Genomic DNA, 20,437 nt, shown 5'->3' with positions numbered 1-20,437 from the left:
TTTTACAATCGATTACTGTATACTGCTTTTGTAAACTAAATACTATCTTGGTACTTCAACAGATTGTACGATCATTTCTATGACATTTTCTGTCGTCATCCCTTCCATTTCACGTTCTGGTGTTAGTATAACACGATGATTAAGAACAGGGTTCAAAGCTTTCTTAACATCTTCTGGAATGACGAAATCTCTTCCATTTATAGCAGCATAAGCCTTTGATGAATTTAAAATAGCAATTGAAGCTCTTGGTGAACCACCCAAATATAAATGAGGATGGTTGCGAGTTTTGGAAACAATCTCAGCTATGTACTTTATGATTTTTTCTTCAACGACAATAGATTGGGTTTTAGATTTATAATCTTCGAGGGATTTTGTATCTAATATAGGATTGATTGACGTTTGTGGCGCTGCACCTTTACGCTCATGATGTGATGCTATAATTCTTATTTCATCCTCTAGAGATGGATAATCAACTTTGATTTTAAAAATAAATCGATCTAATTGTGCCTCAGGAAGTGCATATGTTCCTTCTTGCTCTATTGGGTTCTGCGTCGCCAATACCATAAAAGGGTTACTAAAACTATAGGTTATACCATCAATAGTAGCTTGTCGCTCTTCCATGGTTTCAAATAGAGCAGCTTGAGTCTTTGCTGGTGCCCTGTTTATTTCGTCAATCAAAACAATATTAGAAAAGATAGGACCTTGCTTAAATTCAAATTCTGAAGTTTTCATATTTAAAACCGAAGTTCCTAAGACATCACTAGGCATTAAATCTGGCGTGAATTGAATTCGGCTAAAATCAGTTTTAAGAACTTTGGCAAATAACTTAGCAGTAACAGTCTTTGCTATTCCGGGAACACCTTCGATGAGGACATGCCCATCTGCCAATAGCGCTACAATAAGTAATTCTACAAAATTATCTTGGCCAATAATAACCTTGCTAAGTTCTTTTTTTATGCGCTCTACGGCATCTCTGAGACCGTCTAACTCTATTCTGTTATCAAAATTTAAGTCTTCGTTTATGGCTTCGTTTTCCATGTGTTCTGGGATTTAAAATTTTCTATCAAAGTATTTAACTTTTCTAATGCTTTATCGTTTATCTGTTCAGAGGAATTAATGGTATTTATATAATCGAAAAGTGCTTTTGTGTCTTCGATACTGTTATTGCTTCGTGCAGCTAAATTTGTGATAAATTCATCATCAATGAAATAAGTTTGAAGATACATAGTACTTCTAATATGGTCTAGGAAATGTTGAATTTTGTGCGTAGCGATGTCCTTATGTTGCCCTTTTTCGTAATACATATTGGCAATAGTCCTTGTAAAAGCAATGGTCTGATTTTTTAAAGGTTTTATGATCGGTATAGCACGTTGCTTGCGTCTGCCTTCAAAAATGACATAAATTAATACACCTATAAGTACCAGGTAATAAGCCCACTTTAAGGCGTCGTTATTTAAGAAAAGATACATTGGTGAGGTATAGAATTTTTTACCACTCTTATAGTAAGTGTCAATAAATATGGGTTGTTTAGTATCGAGATACGATAGCAAACTTGAAGTATAATTTTGGTTTGGTGAATTGAGTATAAAATAATTGGTAAACGCTTGTGGAAATGTGCTCAGTATAATTTCTCCATCTCCAAAAGATTGCTTAATGATGTTAACCAAAGAATCTTTGATGGGTTGATTTTCACCTCTGTAAGTATCAATAAAACCAATAATCCGTGTATTTAAGGTGTCAATTTCATTAAAATGAAAAAAAGTGGTAGGCTTATCGAACTTAAAGGTGTTGTTATCCAAATGAGGATTAACCAGTTGTACTTGATACTCATTGTTAAAATTAGCAACTGTACTCACTGACTCTGTACTAAGGTGAAGCGTATCTAATAATTTGGGTTCAAAGTCTACAGCAGAGACCATAAGCGTATTACCTTTATCGACCCAGTCTAGCAAAGCGTTGAGTTCCTCCCTTCCGTAATTAATACCTCCATTAAAGAAAATATAGGTGCCGTTAATAGTGTTGTCCTTTAGATATTCAAAAGGAGGCCTATCTATCAGTTTTACAGTTTCTGAAATACGCTGAATCTGCTCATTAAAAACAAAAGCGCCAAAAGGGATTTTGTGGTGCAGGGCATAGGAAGGAAACCAATTTATTTTTTTTGGTTTTGTCATTTCCAATACCACTATGGTCAGGATAGTGAATACAATCAATGATACGTATATATTTCCTCTTCTGCTCAACGAGTTCTTATTGATTTATTTAAATTTTCGAAAGGTTGTTTTAAGGCTTCAAACTTTAAAGCATCCACTCCAAATTCCCCGTACCAGACATAATCATAAATTCTAGTAATGTTTTTAAAACTGTCTTTTAGGTTAATTTTATCTATCTCTTTAATATAGTCCTCATTGGTCTTTTGTGGTTGCCAAGAAATGGTTTCGTTTTCGGTTAAATATTTTAAGGATAGTAAGTAGTAGTATCTTATGGCGAGGCGATAATTTTTCTGATGAATTGCTTCTCGTATTAATGCAGGAATATCTTCATTTTTTATAATTTGTTCTTCTTCGGTAATGGCGACACTCCCTTTCTCTTTAGACTTTGTTAAAATTTTATTGGAATTCACTTTAAGGAAAAATCTTAGAAGTAAAAACACTAAAAGCCCTAGAAGAATGTAAGGTAAAATCCTAAACACAAAATATAGGAAACCACTAGCTGTTCCTACTCCAAAAATGGCTTCCCAGAATCTTCTTAAGATATTCCTGAACCAACGGTAAACTCTATCTAAAAACGATTCTTTATACTCAACTTCTATATAGTTAAAGTCCTTATCGGTTTTGTAAGTATCTAAGTCTTCTTCCGTAATGACTTGCCGTTCTACGGGTGTGTCGTCCAATATTACAGGGGCTCTTTCTTGCGCTATACATAAATGGCAAAACGACAATAGAAATACTAAGATTCTAAAGGTGTTCATTTAGTCTTCAATTTTACCAATTTCATTGATACGCTCGTAAGTACCAGTGAAGTTTGTTTTTTCGTGAAGATGAAAATAAATAACGGCACCTCCTACTACAAGTATAATATTAAGAATAAATTGAAAGAAAGTATTCAACACATTTAATAGTATTAAGATAGGGTCTTGGTAAAAATCATTGAGATTAGCAGGATCAACTTCACCAGAAAAGATACCAGTACCCAGCATGGTATAGATAGCACTAGGTAAGGCCAAAACAAAGCTAAGGATATAGTAAATGATAAAAAGAACTATGTAAACTCCGAAAGCCGTCCAAAAGTCTACACTCACCAAACTAAAACTCTGACTGTAAGCCTCCGTTGTGGAGCGTCTTGGTTCAAATACATAAATACTAAATACCACGGCCATTGGTACCATAGCATAAAGTACAGGTAAAAAGCAGAGCAAAGTTGCTATGGTCAATGTTATGCCTTTAAGAAAGCCTAAACCAAAAAAAGACCAAAACGACCTGTAAACGTTTCTTTTAATTTCTGCTAAGTCTGTAGTGCCCTTGTTTTCTACATATGATTTTATATAAAATAGAACCGCTGCACCTGTTAGTATGTATGCTGCGACAGCAGAGACAAGATATATTAGCATTGCAAAAAGTGTAAGGACTATATTGCCACCATCAAATCTGGCACCGCCATAACTTGTAAAATCAAAGATGTCTCCAACGACATAGTTGTATACAGCAAGTGAAAGCATAAAAACTAAAATAGCTGGGCCGGCAACATTAAAAATGGTTTTCATAAATGGTTTAAACTCATTTCTTATAAAACCAAATGTATCTGTGAGTATCCCACTGAAATCACTATTCTTTCTAAATTCTATATAAGGTCTGTTCATGTTAATTGGGTTGTTGATTCTCTAAATCTATGATACTTTTGAGTGTTAAAGCTTGATTAGACTTTTTGTGCAATTTTATGGGGTAGTAGACATAGTAATATAAAATCAATGCTAGAGAACTGCTGATAATGAATATAGCTAGCCAGTCTGGCATTTCGGTATGTCTGGTTACAAACCCTTCTAAAAAACCCGCAACAATAAAAAAAGGTATCGTACTCATTAAAATCTTAAGTCCATTAATTACCCCACGTTTAAAAGATTGTAATCTAGGTAACGTACCGGTGAATAATATACCGTTACCCATTACGAGGCCAGCACAACCAGCAACAATGATTACGGATATTTCTATTGTACCGTGAATCCAAATTGTACGCGCAGATTCCCAAAGGAGTCCTTGCTGATAAAAGAAATATTGAAAGCTACCTAACATAATGGCATTTCTCATCATAAAATAGAGGCTGCCAATACCGAGCAAAATCCCATAACCGAAAGCAAATAGTGCTACTTTGATATTGTTTAAGGTAATACCTAAAAACATGTTAAACTCACCTTGTTCTTTGTAAACAGCCATAGGGTCTCCTTTTTCTATATTTTCTAGGGTCATGTTTACGTAGCCATCATTTAAACCAAAGACACGAACAAAATCTCCATCACCAGCGGTTGAATAAGCTCCAACAAATGTGAAAAAAGCAAACACTAAAAAAGTAATCAATAATTCACGTTGATGTTGGTAGAACATTATCGGAAACTCAGTTGTAAAAAAAGAGATAATTCGATTTTTTGGTTCTTTCTTGGTCTTGTAAATATTTTGATGAGCTTTGGAGGCGAGCTGGTTAAGATAGCGCTCCGTATTACTGTTTTTATAAAAGGTTTTGGCGTAGCTTAAATGGTCGGTTAGTTCTATATATAAGTCAGAAAGTAAATCGGGATCAATGTCGGCTTTATTTTTGAGAATGCTTTCGAATTCTAACCATTTATCTTTATTTTGCTTCACAAAAGCTGCCTCACGCATGTTCTAAACCTTTAGGTTTTCAAAGAAAAGAAAATATGGATGAATTTCAAATAGAAACCGCTCAAAATGTAGGGATTAATCAAAGCGTTGCAAGTATTGGAGACCGCTTATTGGCTTACCTTATAGACAGTACTGTTATCTTTATCTATGTCTTAGGTTCTATCTTACTTTTGGGTGCTTTAGATTTAGATATGGGAGATACTTGGGCAATTTATTTGCTTATTAATCTTCCTGCATTTTTGTATTATGTACTCTTAGAAACTTTTTGGGATGGTAAGACAGTTGGCAAAAATATTATGAAAACTAGAGTTGTGAAACTCGATGGTTCTAAACCAAGTTTTGCAAACTATTTTGTGAGATGGATATTACGTATAGTAGATGTGGTAATAACCTTTGGCGGCGCTGCTGCACTAACTATTTTAGTGAAGGGCAACGGCCAGCGAATCGGTGACATTGCAGCAGGTACGACCGTTATAAGCGAACGCCAAAAAGTTACTATTAACGATACTATTTTAAAGGAGATACCTTTTGATTATGTACCTACTTATAGTCAGGTCACTGTATTGAATGATAGTGATATGCAGAAGGTTAAGAATCTGTATGATGATGCCGTTGTAAGAGGAAATCACAATGTCATCTTAAATTTACATTACAGATTGGCAAAGGTTATGGCTGTTGAGCCAAAAGAGAAACCGGTAGACTTTGTAGCAAAGGTGATTAAGGATTATAATTACTACACCCAAAACATGTAAGCAGAGAACCAAGTTTTATTTATAGAGCTTGTGTGAATCGCTTATGCTGAGCGGAGTCGAAGTATCCTTGAGAACCAAGTTTTATTTATAGAACTTGTGTGAATCGCTTATGCTGAGCGGAGTCGAAGTATCCTTGGGAACTAGGTTTAATCAAACATAGGCGAATATTACCAGTGTTGCAATGAAATTAGAAATAGATTCCTGCCTAGACAGGAATAAAATAAAAAAATGTTTTTTCAAACTTTAGACATATTGGGTACTATTGCATTTGCAATTTCTGGAGTTCTGGTAGCTATGAATAAGCGAATGGATCTTTTTGGTGTGCTCATTATTGCATTTGTTACAGCAGTCGGTGGAGGTACATTACGTGATATCATAGTTGGTGTAACACCAGTATCTTGGATGCAAGATATGATCTATGGTTATGTTATAGTAGGTTCTACAATATTTGCTATCGTATTTAGAAATCAAATAAAGCATTTACGGCGTTCCTTATTTCTATTCGATACCATAGGTATTGGGTTATATACTGTTGTTGGTATTGAAACAGGCTTAATTGCAGGTTTACACCCTTTTATTTGCATAGCACTTGGTACTATGACGGCTTGCTTTGGTGGTGTTATTCGAGATATCCTTTGCAATGACATTCCTGTGATATTCAGAAAAGAGATTTATGCAACGGCATGCATTATTGGAGGATTGACGTATTTTTTTCTTAGGGAATTCCTTAAAGACCAAAATTATCTTTTTGTAATAGCTGGTTTGGTGGTTATCGTTATTAGATTGCTAGCCGTTATATTTAAGATTAGCTTACCGAGCCTTTATAAATCGGAAGATTAAGTATTTATAGATTAATATTTGCTAAAGCACGCACTACGCCAGTCCTTAAGGTATAATCAAACGAAGAGATTAGGGGATCTATGGGCCCAATTATGGCTTCAATCTCTAGATAGATTGTTGCTAATGATTTGTAATAGTCTAATAAACTAATAGTATCTATACCATGGAAGTTGCTCCATTCTACAATATCCTCACATTCATCATAGGTTTCTAAGGCATAGAGTACTAAAAACCAATCGAAAATGGAATTGTGTTTAGAAAAATCCCCAAACTCATCGTCAATAAGTATATCCCATGATTGTAATCCTATAGTTAAGGTGGTAAAGAACGAATCTTTCCTTATATGGTTGAAGCCTTGGGATATTTTTATCTTATGCTTTTTAAATTGAATTTTAAGCTTGTCTACATCAGGATATTCCATAAGTATTCTGCAGATTAATAAGGCTTAATTATTCTATAATTTCTACTTTTCTTATATACACACTTTGTAATGGCCAATCCCCTTCGTCGGTGTCTACAGCGTTGATTTTGTCGACGACATCCATACCACGGATGACTTCTCCAAAAACCGTATAGTCCTTGTCTAAATAGTCTGCGCCGCCAATACGGTTAATAATAAAGAATTGAAACGGTGAGGCTAGTTTGTAGGCATTTTCTATTTCACTACTTGGCATGGATACTGCACCACGTTTGTGCGTGTAACCCCGTTTGGTATCTGGTGGTAGAAGATACTTTCCTATTTTTCGACGACGTTTTGCAATGTTGTAGTCGTCACTACTGCCACCTTGAATGACGAAGTTTTTGACGACGCGATAAAATTGAGTTCCATCGAAGTACTTGCGTTTGGTGAGATAAATAAAATTGGCGCGATGGAATTTGGTTTTATCATAAAGCTGAATGTCGATGATTCCAAAATCTGTCGTAATTCTAACTTTATCCTCTTTGTGCTCTTTTTCATATTCCAAAAAGTACTCCATGGCATTATTATCCGTTAATAGTGGATATTCAGATGCTGCTTTTTTAGGAATATCTTTTACTTTTTCAATACTAGTGTCTTTTAGAACAGAAGGATTTGTTTGTTTTGAAGTTTGTTTCTCAGAACAACTCCATAATAGTAAAAGCAAAACAACAATATTTCTCAATCTCATAAGTCAAAAATAAAAAAAGCCGATTAGTTTTACTAATTGGCTTTTTTAGGAACAGAATTACGACTTTAGTTTAGAATTAATTTTTTTGTGATAACAGAATTATCTTCCAATACAATCCTTAATATATAAAGGCCATCTTTAAATTTACTCACCTCAATTGTGTGCTTATTTGAGTTTAGGTCATTTTTAGTCACAGATCTTCCATGAATATCATATAAAACAAACGATTTAATGTTTAGTTTACTATGCGACAAATAAACCTTATCCTTAGCAGGATTTGGAAAAATAATAATTTGATTATCTAATATTTCGTTATTATTGAATATAGAATTTTTGGAGACTGGTTGCGTAATTAAGCAGCCATCTATATAAGCTCTAAATGTTGACCCTGCTCTTGCATGAAATCCACTTTCAAGTTTTACAAATTTGCCAGCATCGTACTCAGCGTTTGCGGCGTTTTCAATTACATTAAGTGCAACAATCCAATTAGAAGCCTCTTGGATGTCATTAGTTCCATTAGAGACTGTTTGGGTTATAGTTAAATTATCTGGGCAATTATTATTATTTTGAACCTGAACTTGCTGAGGAAGCTTTTTCGCTATAACATTTGTACCTAAATCTATTTGATTATTTACATAGTTTGAGCTAGTTCCAGACAAGTTAGGGTTATTAATCACTCCTAAAAAATTATTACTGTTTGGCACATATATTTTGTCATCAATACCTCTTACTAGTGTAGGTAAATCGGTTTCTGCGTCACCAGATAAAGAAGAGCCAATAAAAAGTGGGCTATTATTTGTGTTTTGTAGATCAAACTGATAAATCCAGTGACCAAAATTACCATTTCCAGTTAATAAGTATAAATAATTGCTATTTCCAGAAAATTCAGAAGCATACCCTGGGAATAATGTAAAGTTTGGATCATCGAACGTAAAGAAGGCAGGGCTCAAATCACCATTTGAGTTATCAAAGTTTAAGATCGTAAATAAATTGGATTGGTTGCCACCATTTGAGCGATTGCAATAGTAACTCAATTTATCACTATTGGGTGATATACTCATTCCAGATGTACCACGAATATTGGAATTGTAGTCTAATTCAGGATTATTTTCGTCATATTCAATTGAATTGGACGATATACCATTACTGTCAATTTTTATAACAAAGAACACATCAAATGGGTTTAAAATTAACCAATAAGACTCATCATCAGAATGCTTAGCAACTACTATGTTATTCTTTCTTTGCATTTCACTTTTAATTTCAAGTGAACCATTTTGGTCAAACACAATGTATGGTAGAAGATTTAAGTTGACATTTAAGTTATTTGATTCTATATCTCCTAGGTTATTATCTAAACTCATATCTATAATTGAATAAAAATAATCATGACTCGAACCGTCTACACCTATTGTGAAAATGAAATATTTAGAATCATTCCCAGGGAACGGAACGATAGATACGGTTCTGAAGCTACCATTGAGTGTATTTATACCATTAGGCATTTTGTTATGGTTTTTATTCCAAACAGAACTTCCGTCTGTATAAAATAAAAGGTCACCATTTTCGTCACTAACAGTTGCAGTAAAGTATAAATCATTTTCTGTTTCACCATCAGTGAGTACGGTTACAGTATTATTGTTAAAACTCAGCCCTGCTCCATTTTGACTAGCAAACTGATTTTGCCCAAAATACCAATTCGCATTTTCAAGTTGCGCATAACAAAGAGTATTAACTAATATTATTATACTTAGTGCTAGTTTAAAAATATTTGCTTTCATAACTATCACTGCTTTTTGGCTAGCTCTATTTCCAATGCTTTTATGCGCTTTTCTTGCTCAATGGTATAAAGGGTGAGCTCCTCAATTTTTTGGAGTAACAAAGTTGTCATTTCTTTGAGTTGTAAGCCTTCTTCTTTAATTTCTGCTGCAGATGGCACTTCGGGCAAGTGGTGGTTTTCTTTTGTAAATGCCTCAACTTCTTCTAGGGTTGGCATCTTGTAATCTTCTTTTAGTTCTGAATAACCTGTATAGTATTTTTGAAAAACATAGTCAGGTAGTACATTTTGAATGACTTCGACTTCCTCACAAAGAATTTTTCCATCCACCAATAGTTTTGAGTTACCATTATCTTGAGATAAATTAGTTGTTCCAATACCAACTTTACCATCTGCTGCAAACCTTACACGTTCATTTCCATTTAGATCAAAAACCAAAGGATTTAAGGTATTTGTGCTAAGGACTTGTCTTCCACTTGCTCCTTCCCCAAATAGTTGAATTCTTCTACCACCTGTACCTTGAATGGTAAGACCACCATTTACATCATTTGTCGATTGTTGTAAAAATAATTTAGAGGAAGGTGAGCTAATACCAATTCCTATATTACCGTTATTAAGGATTTTTAAAGCGGTAGAAGTTCCTGTACTTGTAACTGAATTGGCTACGTTGAAGTCCCAACCATAACCGTCTTTGTATATAAAAAGATTTCCATAAAATATATCAGTTATGCCCCTTCTCTGCAATACGAAAGTTCCTATTCCACTAATATCTCTGGCAAAATATAGTTGAGAAGATGTATGGAGACCTGTAGAGACACCGTTCGCATTAAACTTTAAAAAACCACCATGGTAATTTCCCGTTCCATTGCTCTCTAGAATTAGATTTGCTTGATTGTTAGAAATTCTTACGTCGCCACTACGATCTATCTCACCTGTTGTAGTAGCTGATCCATCCCACTGTTGCTGTGCAGATATTAATGTAAAGCCAAGGCATAAAAAAAAAGCTAAAAATAAATTTCTCATGATATATAGATTTAATAGTTAATAATTCGAAATAAAAGAGAGCTATCTTCGATCTCTATCAACATTGCAAACTTTAAGGGAGCTATGCAATCTTGTTGTCAACAAGAATTAAATCTTAAAAATGATATTAAATGTATAAAAAAGCATATGGATTGTAAAACGTATTTTTGTTAATTAAACTAGAATTAACGATTGCATAATATTGTATAACGTATGCTTTTTAAAACGTTTTTAGAATCTGTAATAAAGATAAAACATCTCGAACTTTTTGGTGAACAATCTCATGCTAAAATGTCACCGCCATACCGATTACAATTGGCAGAGCGTATGCGAGAGCAGGCTAAAAATGCTAAAATAGCTGGCGTATTGGCATTGTTTTATCCTAACTTAGAGGGTGAAACCTATCTGGTTTTAATTCTTAGAAAAACCTATAAAGGTGTACATTCTGCACAAGTTGGGTTTCCTGGAGGAAAGTATGAAGAATCGGATAGGAATTTAATGGTTACCGCGCTACGAGAAACAGAAGAAGAGGTAGGTGTGCCAGAAAAGCAGTTAGATGTAATTAAAGCCTTATCGCCATTATACATTCCCCCGAGTAATTTTTTAGTGCACCCTTTTTTTGCAATTTCTAACAGTACACCGAATTTTATAAAGCAAGACGAAGAGGTCGAAGATATCATTGAAGTAAAGCTTCAGGATTTTTTAGATGAAGCCAATACAATAATTACAAGAGTACCTACGTCTTTTAATGTTGAAGTCGATGTACCAGCTTTTGAGTTAAATGGTCATGTGGTTTGGGGAGCCACAGCAATGATGCTCGGAGAAATAAAAGACTTGTTAAAACAAGTGCTATAGCACAGCATATTTGTTACATTTGTCACTGATTAACATCAAAAATTAATAATGGGTTTATTTAAAACCAATCCTTTTGGGCATATACTTTGGGTAAAAAAATGGCTGATCAGAATCTTGGGCCTTTTAACCCACAGACGTTTTAGAGGTTTTAATGAACTACAAATTGAAGGTTCTGAGATTATTAAAAGATTACCCGATACCAATGTATTGTTTATCTCGAATCACCAAACGTATTTTGCAGATGTTATCGCTATGTTTCATGTATTTAATGCTAGTTTAAATGGACGCTTAGACAGTATTAAAAATGTTGGCTATTTATGGAATCCTAAATTAAATATGTACTATGTCGCCGCCAAGGAGACCATGAAATCTGGACTCATACCAAAAATATTTGCCTATACCGGTTCAATTAGTATTGAGCGTACTTGGAGATCTAAAGGACAGGATGTGAATCGCCAAGTAAAAATGAGCGATATCAGTAATATCAAGAAAGCATTGGATGATGGTTGGGTTGTGACCTTTCCGCAAGGAACTACAACACCTTTTAAGCCCATTAGAAAAGGAACTGCCCATATCATAAAGCACTACAAGCCTATGGTTGTACCTATTGTTATTGATGGCTTTAGACGCTCATTTGATAAAAAAGGACTACTTATAAAAAAGAAAAATATCTATCAATCCTTCGAGATTAAAGAACCTCTTGAAATTGACTACGAGAATGAAACCATAGCAGAAATTGTTGAAAAGATTGAATATGCTATAGAGCAACACCCTTCTTTCTTAAAGGTAATTCCTCAAGAAGAATTAGAGGAAAAAGAACGACTTAATAGAGAACTAAGGGATTGGGCTAATAATTAGACCTCTAATTTTTTTAATTCCTTATAGTTTCTATTGAGACGCTTGAGCAAAATTCCATAGATGATTCTATAAAACAACAAAAGAATCAATATAATTATAATAGCTATGACTACAGAAACAGCATAAAACGCTAACATTTGTGTTGTGCTAGCTTCAACAATTTGTTGATGAAATTCTGGATTATCCTGGTACTCAAAATAAAGTGATATAGGAATGGAAAGGAAAAACAGCGATAAATTAAAAATCACGTAGTATTTTATAATCTTTCGGGTTCTCAAAATGCTTTCCATTAATTTTTTGGCGTTATCAGTAGTAGAAATACCTTTGTAAGACCTAAATAGCAAATAAATAAATGTTAGAATTACAACGTAGCTAAAAATACTTGCTCCAATAAAAAAAGGGTTCTCATAACTCTCGTCAAGCTTTTCCCTAAAGGTTGTTGATAGAACATAGGGTAAAACTGAGGCCAAAAGCCAAAACACTAGTTCTCCAATACTGATATAAAAAAGTGTTTTTACAATTGAGGACGACTTTTTGTGTAACATTGGGTATATGTCCGAATCAGTATAACTTTTAAATTCTGTTGCGCCTTTTTGCCAATCCTTTTTTAATAATTCTAATTCATCCATAAGCCTACGGATTTAATATTGTTTTTAATTTCTTTTTAACACGATTCATCTTTACGCGCGCATTAACTTCTGTTATTCCCAGTGTTTCGCTAATTTCCCTATAGTCTTTATCTTCTAAATACATAAACACTAATGCTTTTTCAATATCGTTTAATTGATGCACCGCATTATACAATAGTTTTAATTGTTGTTCTTCAGTATCATCATATTCTTCAGCTTTTATCTTAAATTGTACATTATCAAACTCCTGTGTATTGATTCTACGTTTCGATTTCCGATATAGCGTGATAGCCGTATTAAGCCCCACACGGTACATCCATGTACTAAATTTAGATTCACCTCTAAACTTAGGATATGCTTTCCAAAGTTGAATGGTTATCTCCTGAAACAGATCGTTATGTGCATCCGCATTGTTGGTATATAAACGACATACCTTATGTACAATGTTTTGATGCTTTTGCAACTGCTCAACAAAACTATGTTCGAGTTCTTTGTTCAATTGATGAAAACGGTTAGTTGTCTATTAGTAGTAGTACTTCTGTTATTGTTACACAATTTTTTAAAAAGTAAAGTTTTCGATCATTAAATCGTATTTTTGTAAGTGCAAATTCAACCTATAAACTTTATGAATATTCCTGAGTCTAATCTACCAAGGGTTGTCATTATTGGTGGAGGTTTTGCTGGCATAAATTTAGCGAAAACATTAGCTAATAAAAATATTCAGGTTGTACTAATTGATAAGCATAATTATCATACCTTTCAGCCTTTATTGTACCAAGTATCCAGTTCTGGACTAGAGCCAGATTCTATAGCTTATCCATTGCGGAAAATAATAAAAAAGCACAGGACTTCTTTTTTCCGTTTGGCCGAAGTGAAACAGATTATACCAGAAGACAATGAAATTTCTACAACTATTGGAAAGGTATCTTATGATTATTTAGTAATCGCCACAGGAACTAGGACTAATTTTTTTGGTAATAAAGCTATAGAGTCCCACAGCATGCCAATGAAAACGGTACCTCAAGCGCTAAATATAAGAAGTCTTATTTTGCAGAATTTTGAAAAAGCAGCAATAGCGAACTCAAAACAAGAACGAGAAGCATTTCTAAATTTCGTTATTGTGGGTGGAGGCCCTACAGGTGTTGAATTGGCAGGAGCTATAGCAGAACTTAAGAACCATATTTTACCTAGGGATTATCACGATTTAAATCCAGGCGACATGAATATCCATTTGCTTGAGGGAGCAGATAGAGTTTTACCACCAATGAGCAAACATGCCTCCAAAAAGGCGGAACGGTTTCTGAAGGAACTTGGTGTAAAGGTGCACAGCAATACGTTTGTAGAAAACTATGATGGATTGAATGTAAAGACAAATTCTGATCTAGAAATGCAATCACAGACCTTAATATGGGCAGCAGGAGTTACAGGCGCTCCAGTTAAAGGACTGAAAGCTGATGCGATATTAGAAAAAGCCAATCGATATTGTGTTAATCAGTACAACCAGGTGGAAGGCTACGACAATATTTTTGCAATTGGCGATATAGCATTAATGATAACGGACAATTATCCTAAAGGTCACCCTCAAGTAGCCCAACCTGCTATTCAACAAGGGAAATTATTAGGCCAAAACATATTGAATTTAATTCGTAATAAACCTATGAAGGCTTTTTCATACCACGATAAAGGTTCCATGGCTACTATAGGAAGAAATAAGGCAGTTGTGGACTTAAAGAGGTATAAATTCGGTGGTTTTTTTGCTTGGTTTGTTTGGATGTTTGTTCACCTAATGTCTCTTGTAGGTTTTAGAAATAGAGTAGTCGTACTATTTAATTGGACTTATAATTACATTAATTTTGATAAAGCAGCACGATTGATTATAAGGCCTTTTAGAAAATAAAATTCTATAGTTTTCTAATTTTTAAAATACCAAGTACAATTAAATATTGTGCCAAAGCATAAGTTACCATAATACTCACATTAGATAAAGGGATCGGTCTATAGAACTTGTTAAGTGCCAAAATGCTATCAGAAATCATAAAACATATGGCACCGACAATCACCAAATTATAGCTTAAGCTACTTACTTTGTTTTTTCTCAGATATGCTGTTGTTGCCATACTCAAAATAATAATCATGTAAATAACTACTGGTATCAGCATTACGCCCAAGCCATCTTTGAGTAAATAAAACAGACCAGAAGCATAGGCCAAGAGAAATACTAAAAATCCAATCATGGAATTCTCTCTGTTTCTATGTTTTAAGAACACAAGGGTATACATAACATGTGCTATTAAAAAAGCCACTAAGCCCACAGTAAAAAAATGTTGCGATTGCTTTACAAACATCAATAATATATCTCCCAATAAAGAAAACGCTAATGCCGCAATCGTAAGATTCCTAATTGGTGTATCAATAGCACTTGAGGTCTTAACAAAGAGAAAAATTAAACTTGTAACAATAGCCGGCTTAGCCACATAATGTGCGTTCTGTAATATTTCCGTACTTCCGGTAATAAGCTCAAAAAGCACAATAATAAAGAACAGGATACTAAATTTTTTTTCAGTGTTGGTTAGCATTGAGGTTAGATTTAATAGGTAATAATCAATTCGTCATAGAATAACAACAGTTCGGTAAAATACAATTTCTATTGAATTAAAGATAGAAGAAATTTGTACAACAATCAGAATACGAACAATTATTACCAATCAAAAGATGAAATCAAAAATTCACCCACACATTACAGATGATAAGAATACAGTGAGAAAAAATCTTACCATAGTTATAATCTTCTTTTTGTCGATTATTACACACGGGCAAACCACTATTTCTGGAATAGTCTTAGATAGCAAGAACCAGCCTATCGAAGGTGCCAATGTTTATTTAGATGGTACCTATGATGGCGCCACAACAGATGAAGAAGGAGGATTTCTATTTACAACAGAAGAAAAAGGTATGCAGACTTTAGTGGTATCCATTCTGTCTTATGAAACCAAAACCATAGTAGATGAGGTAACTAAGCTATCCAATTTGCAAATAAAGCTACGAGAAGATGTAGAATCCTTAGATACCGTTGTTCTCAGTGCTGGGACTTTTGAAGCCAATGACAATAGTAAAGTATCCGTTTTAAAACCTTTAGATGTGGTTACTACAGCAAGTGCTCTTGGTGACTTTGTTGGAGCATTACAAACACTTCCAGGAACTTCTACTAATGCCGAAGATGGTCGTTTATTTGTGCGTGGAGGAAATGCTGAGGAAACACAAATCTTTATTGATGGAATAAGAGTTTTTACACCATACACACCAACCACAAATAATTTGCCTGCAAGAGGTCGATATTCCCCATTTTTATTTGACGGTATCACTTTTTCAACAGGAGGTTATTCATCGGAGTATGGGCAAGCCTTATCTAGTGTACTTCTTCTAAATACTATAAATGAACCTATTCAAGAAAAAACTGAGATAAGTATCATGTCAGTTGGAGCAGGTTTAGGAAATACCCAAAAATGGGAAAAATCCTCACTCAGTTTTAATACTTCCTATATCAATTTAGGACCATATTTTGATCTCTTTAGCAATAGAAACAACTGGCAAAGACCATTACAGGCAGCACAAGGTGAAACGGTTTACAGGCATAGATTAGATAATGGTATACTAAAACTCTATGCAGCTTTTGATATTACGGATTTGCAAGTTACCCAAGAAGACATAAATTTTGAAGATGGTTTGGATTTTAAGCTAAACAATAACAACTTTTATGTCAATACATCCTATAAAGGTGTTTTGGGAAATAGCTGGACACTGAATACAGGTTTAAGCTATACTTATGCCAAGAATGAAATCGGTATTATGGCCAGCGATATTAATGATGTTGAAAATTCGGTCCATGCAAAACTTAAATTAAAAAAGCGTTTTAACAGTCGGTTTAAGCTAAGTTTTGGTGCAGAGCAATTCATTACCGACTTTGATGAGAATTTTAAAGAAGAAAGCATTGATGTGACCTATGGATTTAAAAACAACATTACTGCAGGTTTTGCGGAAGCAGATTTGGTTTTTTCAAAAGACCTAGCGTTAAAAGTAGGTGTAAGAGCAGACTATAGTTCTATCTTTAATGACGTAGACATTGCCCCAAGAACAGCATTAGCTTATAAGACCTCAAAGAATGCACAGGTATCATTAGCTTATGGAAACTTTTTTCAAAATCCAAATAGTTCTATTTTAAAGTTTGAACAAGATTTAAGGGCGGAAAGGACGACACATTATATATTGAACTATCAGTATGTCGATAAGGGAAGAATATTTAGAGCAGAAGCTTACAGAAAGGATTATGATAATTTGGTAAAGTTTGATACAGAGTTTGCAGGCTTTGACAGCAATTATGATTCAAGCGGAAATGGTTATGCCCAAGGTATAGATTTGTTCTGGCGCGATAATACTAGTATTAAGGACTTGGATTATTGGATAAGCTACTCGTATTTAGATACAGAACGGAATTATCTCAATTTTGAAACTTCCGCGCAACCCAACTTCGCAACCAACCATAATTTTTCCATTGTTGGAAAATATTGGATTGAGAGTTTAAAAAGCCAATTGGGTTTTGATTATATCTTTTCATCAGGTAGGCCTTACGATAATCCTAATTCAGATGAGTTTTTGGCAGAACGCGCAAAACCTTTTAATAGTATAAGCCTAAACTGGTCGTATTTAATTGATCAACAAAAGATTTTATATTTCTCTTTAAATAATGTTTTTGGGTTTAGAAATATAAATGGGTATCAGTATGCAAATACACCAGATATCAATGGGCAATTCAATAGAAGAGCTATAAGACCTGGTACAGATCAGTTCTTTTTTGTAGGGTTCTTTTGGACGATTAGTGAAGATGGTATGGACAATCAATTAGATAATTTGTAAACGTTAAAATAGTGAGTTTGAGGCAAACATGACTTTTGTCATAAGTTATATGGGTTTTGATGGGTAACTTTAAGGTATAAAATTAAACGTCATGGAACTCAAGAAGAACCCAAGAGCCAATGTAGGTCGAAACAGCAGTTTATACTTTGCTGTTGGCTTAAACGTAATGTTACTCCTTACATACTTAGGATTAGAACATAAGACTTACGAAACAGAAGCTGCTAAGATAGATATCTTAATGTTGACAGAACAATTGGAAGAAGATATACCAATTACTACTATTAATATTCCACCACCACCTCCACCTAAACAAGTAGTAACTCAAGCAATCACAATAGTTGAGGATGTCGAGGAAGTTGAAGAAACTTTTATTGAGAGTACAGAGGTAGGTCAGGACGATATTATTGAAGAGCGTGTAGTCACTGTAGAAGAAGTTGAGGTAGAAGAGGTAGAGGAAGATATAGAAGTACCATTTGCTGTGATAGAGAGAGTACCTCAATTCCCTGGATGTGAGGGCAGTAATGATGAATTAAGAGCTTGTTTCCAAGAAATGATGAACAAGCACTTACAAAAGCACTTTAGATATCCTGATGCTGCTTCAGAACTCAATATCCAAGGTAAGGTATTTGTGTACTTTATAATTGATAAAACAGGTAGAGTTTCTAAAATTAAAAGTAGAGGACCAGATAAGTTATTGGTAACTGAAGCAGAGCGAATCATTAGCTTATTGCCTGCAATGAAACCAGGAAAACAACGTAACAAACCCGTTGGTGTGCCTTACAGTATCCCTATAAACTTTAAATTGCAAGAACAATAAACTAAACAGTAATACTTGGTTTAGACAAATTTTTGATTGATGCCAAAACCCCTTTTTAAAAAGGGGTTTTGCTATTTGTAAAAATCTTTTTTAAAGTATACCAATTGCATAAATCACCCTCATACTCAAAAGTACCAGAAGGATGCATACCGATTTTTTTAAGAATTGTGTTTGAGACAATATGGTTTATGTGGGCCGCGGCGCAAATTTCTTCAAGTTCTAAGTCTTTAAAGCCATAATCAAGTGATGCTATTGCAGCTTCAGTGGCATAACCATTACCCCAAAATTCTTCTTTTAGCCTGTAACCTAAATCGTAATAATTAAATTCTTTGCGTAATTCTCGCTCATACTTTAGACCAGACCACCCTACAAATTCTCCAGTATCTTTTTTAAACATAGCTAAGCGACCTACACCATAATCCTTATATTGTTGCAGTATGCCTTCAATTTTTGATTTGGATTGTTCAACAGATGTTACTGGGTTGTTACCTAAGAAGATATGAACCTTAGGATTAGAGTCCATCTCAAAAAAATCTTGCGCATCATTTTGGGTGATGGGTCTTAAATACAGACGCTTGGTTTCTAGTTTTACATTCATTTTAACTTATTAAATATATAATGATTATGAGGATGCTTAGATAAAATACTCTACCATAGATTGTTAGCTCTTTTGCTTGTTTAATCTTTAAATCAAATCCGAATTTTCGAAAGCGCTCTATTTCAGTTTCGTTAAAATCATTATTTCTAGAGATCACAGGTCCAAAAAATCGAAAAGGGATGAAGAAAAAGGTTAGCGACTCGGAGGTTGTCAGAGGAATTGATTTTCTCTTCTCTATATTTTTTTCTTTTCCATCCACTCAAAAAACCTATTTCCATTTAATGTTACAGCCCATACTTGGTTTTTGGTTAGGGTCAATAGTTTCATTTTTTACTAAAGCATCCATAGCGGCTCTTAAATCTTTTCCAGTAACGGCAATACCATTTCCAGGTCTTGAGCCGTCTAATTGCCCAGCGTAAACTAGATTTAAGTCCTTATCAAATAAGAAAAAATCTGGTGTGCAGGCGGCATCATAAGCTTTAGCAACCTCTTGTGTTTCATCATATAAATATGGAAAAGGGTATTGGTTGATTTCTGCATGTGTTTTCATTTTATCAGGACCATCTTGCGGATAATTAACCACATCATTGCTCGAAATAGCAATACTATGAATACCTTTCACTTTATAATCCTTAGCTAATCGGACTAATTGTTCATTGACATGAATAACAAAAGGGCAGTGGTTACAGATAAACATGACTAATGTTCCCGCATCACCTTTTAATTCGTTTAGTGATTTTATTTGATCGTCTTTAGTGTCGATTAATCTAAACTCAGGAGCTTTGGTGCCTAAAGGCAACATGTTAGATGGTGTTAAGGCCATAATATTTATTATTTTTAAAATCCATAATTAGTGCTATATTGTTACCTTGAGTGCAGTCGAAAGGTTTTTAAAACTTTAGATTTGAATAGGTTTTAACCGCGCTTAACCTTACGGTAAAATTAGACTTTTTAATATGGAAAAGATAATAACATTTGAAGACTTTACAAAGATAGATTTGCGCATAGGAACTATTCTCGAAGTCAACGATTTTCCCAATGCCAGAAAGCCAGCATATCAACTTACCATTGATTTTGGAGATTTAGGAATGAAAAAATCTTCTGCTCAGATTACCACTCAATATAGCAAGGAAGATCTGCTTAAAAGACAAATCGTTGCTGTTGTTAACTTCCCTAAGAAACAGATAGCTAATTTTATGAGCGAGTGTTTGGTAATGGGAGCTGTTAAAGAGAATGATGTATTTTTATTGCATCCTGAAACCAAGATTAAAAATGGATCGCAAGTGTCTTGATTTTGTTTAATTGTTGATTTGTATAGTTGTTGATTTGTTGAAACGTTCATAATTTTACTCCTAACTCCT

Annotated in this window: 22 protein-coding genes; 8 read left to right on the top strand and 14 right to left on the bottom strand. The window is 34.2% G+C overall.

Going from position 1 to position 20,437, the window contains the following annotated elements; all coding sequences use genetic code 11:
- Positions 1–42 precede the first annotated feature (42 nt).
- The 5 genes from Q0972_RS10930 to Q0972_RS10910 form a co-directional block, all read right to left on the bottom strand.
- Positions 43–1,038 carry a MoxR family ATPase gene (locus Q0972_RS10930; protein ID WP_299365745.1) on the bottom strand — a complete coding sequence of 332 codons (996 nt, stop codon included), beginning with the start codon at positions 1,036–1,038 and terminating at the stop codon, positions 43–45.
- Entirely contained in the window at positions 1,020–2,171 is a 1,152-nt protein-coding gene (locus Q0972_RS10925) for a DUF4350 domain-containing protein (protein ID WP_299365743.1), read from the bottom strand. The genes Q0972_RS10930 and Q0972_RS10925 overlap by 19 nt, the downstream gene beginning before the upstream one ends.
- A 65-nt stretch (positions 2,172–2,236) precedes the next feature.
- Positions 2,237–2,968 carry a DUF4129 domain-containing protein gene (locus tag Q0972_RS10920; protein ID WP_299365742.1) on the bottom strand — a complete coding sequence of 244 codons (732 nt, stop codon included), beginning with the start codon at positions 2,966–2,968 and terminating at the stop codon, positions 2,237–2,239.
- Positions 2,969–3,856, bottom strand: a complete 888-nt coding sequence (locus Q0972_RS10915) for a hypothetical protein (protein WP_299365740.1) — start codon at positions 3,854–3,856, stop codon at positions 2,969–2,971. It lies immediately after the preceding gene.
- 1 nt (position 3,857) lies between these two features.
- Positions 3,858–4,868: a stage II sporulation protein M gene (locus Q0972_RS10910; RefSeq protein ID WP_299365738.1), complete on the bottom strand. Its 1,011-nt coding sequence runs from the start codon at positions 4,866–4,868 to the stop codon at positions 3,858–3,860.
- Between the two features lie 35 nt (positions 4,869–4,903).
- On the opposite strand from Q0972_RS10910, the gene Q0972_RS10905 reads away from it, so the two are divergent.
- Positions 4,904–5,620 (top strand): RDD family protein, encoded by a 717-nt coding sequence (locus Q0972_RS10905; RefSeq protein ID WP_299365736.1) that lies wholly within the window; start codon positions 4,904–4,906, stop codon positions 5,618–5,620.
- A gap of 228 nt (positions 5,621–5,848) precedes the next feature.
- Positions 5,849–6,460 carry a trimeric intracellular cation channel family protein gene (locus tag Q0972_RS10900; RefSeq protein WP_299365734.1) on the top strand — a complete coding sequence of 204 codons (612 nt, stop codon included), beginning with the start codon at positions 5,849–5,851 and terminating at the stop codon, positions 6,458–6,460.
- A gap of 4 nt (positions 6,461–6,464) precedes the next feature.
- On the opposite strand, the gene Q0972_RS10895 is transcribed toward Q0972_RS10900, so the two are convergent.
- From Q0972_RS10895 to Q0972_RS10880, 4 genes are all read right to left on the bottom strand, one after another.
- Positions 6,465–6,881, bottom strand: a complete 417-nt coding sequence (locus Q0972_RS10895) for a hypothetical protein (RefSeq protein ID WP_299365732.1) — start codon at positions 6,879–6,881, stop codon at positions 6,465–6,467.
- A gap of 28 nt (positions 6,882–6,909) precedes the next feature.
- The gene (locus Q0972_RS10890) at positions 6,910–7,608 is read right to left on the bottom strand and encodes a peptidylprolyl isomerase (RefSeq protein WP_299365730.1); all 699 of its coding nucleotides are present in this window, start codon (positions 7,606–7,608) and stop codon (positions 6,910–6,912) included.
- 65 nt (positions 7,609–7,673) lie between these two features.
- Entirely contained in the window at positions 7,674–9,389 is a 1,716-nt protein-coding gene (locus Q0972_RS10885; protein WP_299365728.1) for a 3-coathanger stack domain-containing protein, read from the bottom strand.
- Between the two features lie 5 nt (positions 9,390–9,394).
- Positions 9,395–10,408 (bottom strand): hypothetical protein, encoded by a 1,014-nt coding sequence (locus Q0972_RS10880; RefSeq protein WP_299365726.1) that lies wholly within the window; start codon positions 10,406–10,408, stop codon positions 9,395–9,397.
- Positions 10,409–10,621: 213 nt separating this feature from the next.
- Between Q0972_RS10880 and Q0972_RS10875 the strand changes: the two genes are divergently transcribed.
- A complete protein-coding gene (locus Q0972_RS10875; protein WP_299365724.1) occupies positions 10,622–11,263 on the top strand; it encodes a CoA pyrophosphatase in 642 nt (213 codons plus the stop codon).
- Positions 11,264–11,311: 48 nt separating this feature from the next.
- Complete coding sequence (locus Q0972_RS10870) at positions 11,312–12,121, top strand: 1-acyl-sn-glycerol-3-phosphate acyltransferase (RefSeq protein WP_299365722.1); 810 nt, start codon at positions 11,312–11,314, stop codon at positions 12,119–12,121.
- Here Q0972_RS10870 and Q0972_RS10865 read toward each other — a convergent pair.
- Together Q0972_RS10865 and Q0972_RS10860 are read right to left on the bottom strand one after the other, a co-directional pair.
- Complete coding sequence (locus Q0972_RS10865) at positions 12,118–12,750, bottom strand: hypothetical protein (protein WP_299365720.1); 633 nt, start codon at positions 12,748–12,750, stop codon at positions 12,118–12,120. The two genes, Q0972_RS10870 and Q0972_RS10865, sit on opposite strands and share 4 nt — an antisense overlap.
- A 4-nt stretch (positions 12,751–12,754) precedes the next feature.
- Positions 12,755–13,249: an RNA polymerase sigma factor gene (locus tag Q0972_RS10860; RefSeq protein WP_299365718.1), complete on the bottom strand. Its 495-nt coding sequence runs from the start codon at positions 13,247–13,249 to the stop codon at positions 12,755–12,757.
- 126 nt (positions 13,250–13,375) lie between these two features.
- Between Q0972_RS10860 and Q0972_RS10855 the strand changes: the two genes are divergently transcribed.
- The gene (locus Q0972_RS10855) at positions 13,376–14,647 is read left to right on the top strand and encodes an NAD(P)/FAD-dependent oxidoreductase (RefSeq protein WP_299365716.1); all 1,272 of its coding nucleotides are present in this window, start codon (positions 13,376–13,378) and stop codon (positions 14,645–14,647) included.
- A gap of 4 nt (positions 14,648–14,651) precedes the next feature.
- On the opposite strand, the gene Q0972_RS10850 is transcribed toward Q0972_RS10855, so the two are convergent.
- A complete protein-coding gene (locus Q0972_RS10850) occupies positions 14,652–15,326 on the bottom strand; it encodes a lysoplasmalogenase (protein WP_299365714.1) in 675 nt (224 codons plus the stop codon).
- Between the two features lie 136 nt (positions 15,327–15,462).
- Here Q0972_RS10850 and Q0972_RS10845 point away from each other — a divergent pair, with 136 nt between their 5' ends.
- Together Q0972_RS10845 and Q0972_RS10840 are read left to right on the top strand one after the other, a co-directional pair.
- A complete protein-coding gene (locus Q0972_RS10845; protein WP_299365712.1) occupies positions 15,463–17,661 on the top strand; it encodes a TonB-dependent receptor in 2,199 nt (732 codons plus the stop codon).
- 91 nt (positions 17,662–17,752) lie between these two features.
- Positions 17,753–18,478: an energy transducer TonB gene (locus Q0972_RS10840; protein WP_299365710.1), complete on the top strand. Its 726-nt coding sequence runs from the start codon at positions 17,753–17,755 to the stop codon at positions 18,476–18,478.
- 55 nt (positions 18,479–18,533) lie between these two features.
- On the opposite strand, the gene Q0972_RS10835 is transcribed toward Q0972_RS10840, so the two are convergent.
- Together Q0972_RS10835 and Q0972_RS10830 are read right to left on the bottom strand one after the other, a co-directional pair.
- Positions 18,534–19,076, bottom strand: coding sequence for a GNAT family N-acetyltransferase (locus Q0972_RS10835; RefSeq protein ID WP_299365708.1), 543 nt, complete (start codon positions 19,074–19,076; stop codon positions 18,534–18,536).
- A 268-nt stretch (positions 19,077–19,344) separates the two neighbouring features.
- Positions 19,345–19,899 carry a thioredoxin family protein gene (locus Q0972_RS10830; protein WP_299365706.1) on the bottom strand — a complete coding sequence of 185 codons (555 nt, stop codon included), beginning with the start codon at positions 19,897–19,899 and terminating at the stop codon, positions 19,345–19,347.
- Positions 19,900–20,032: 133 nt separating this feature from the next.
- On the opposite strand from Q0972_RS10830, the gene Q0972_RS10825 reads away from it, so the two are divergent.
- A complete protein-coding gene (locus Q0972_RS10825; protein ID WP_299365704.1) occupies positions 20,033–20,368 on the top strand; it encodes a tRNA-binding protein in 336 nt (111 codons plus the stop codon).
- Positions 20,369–20,437: the final 69 nt, after the last annotated feature.

The sequence above is a fragment of the Winogradskyella sp. genome, assembly GCF_028282165.1.
Classification (GTDB): Bacteria; Bacteroidota; Bacteroidia; order Flavobacteriales; family Flavobacteriaceae; genus Winogradskyella.
This window is presented reverse-complemented; position numbering and strand designations above follow the sequence as displayed.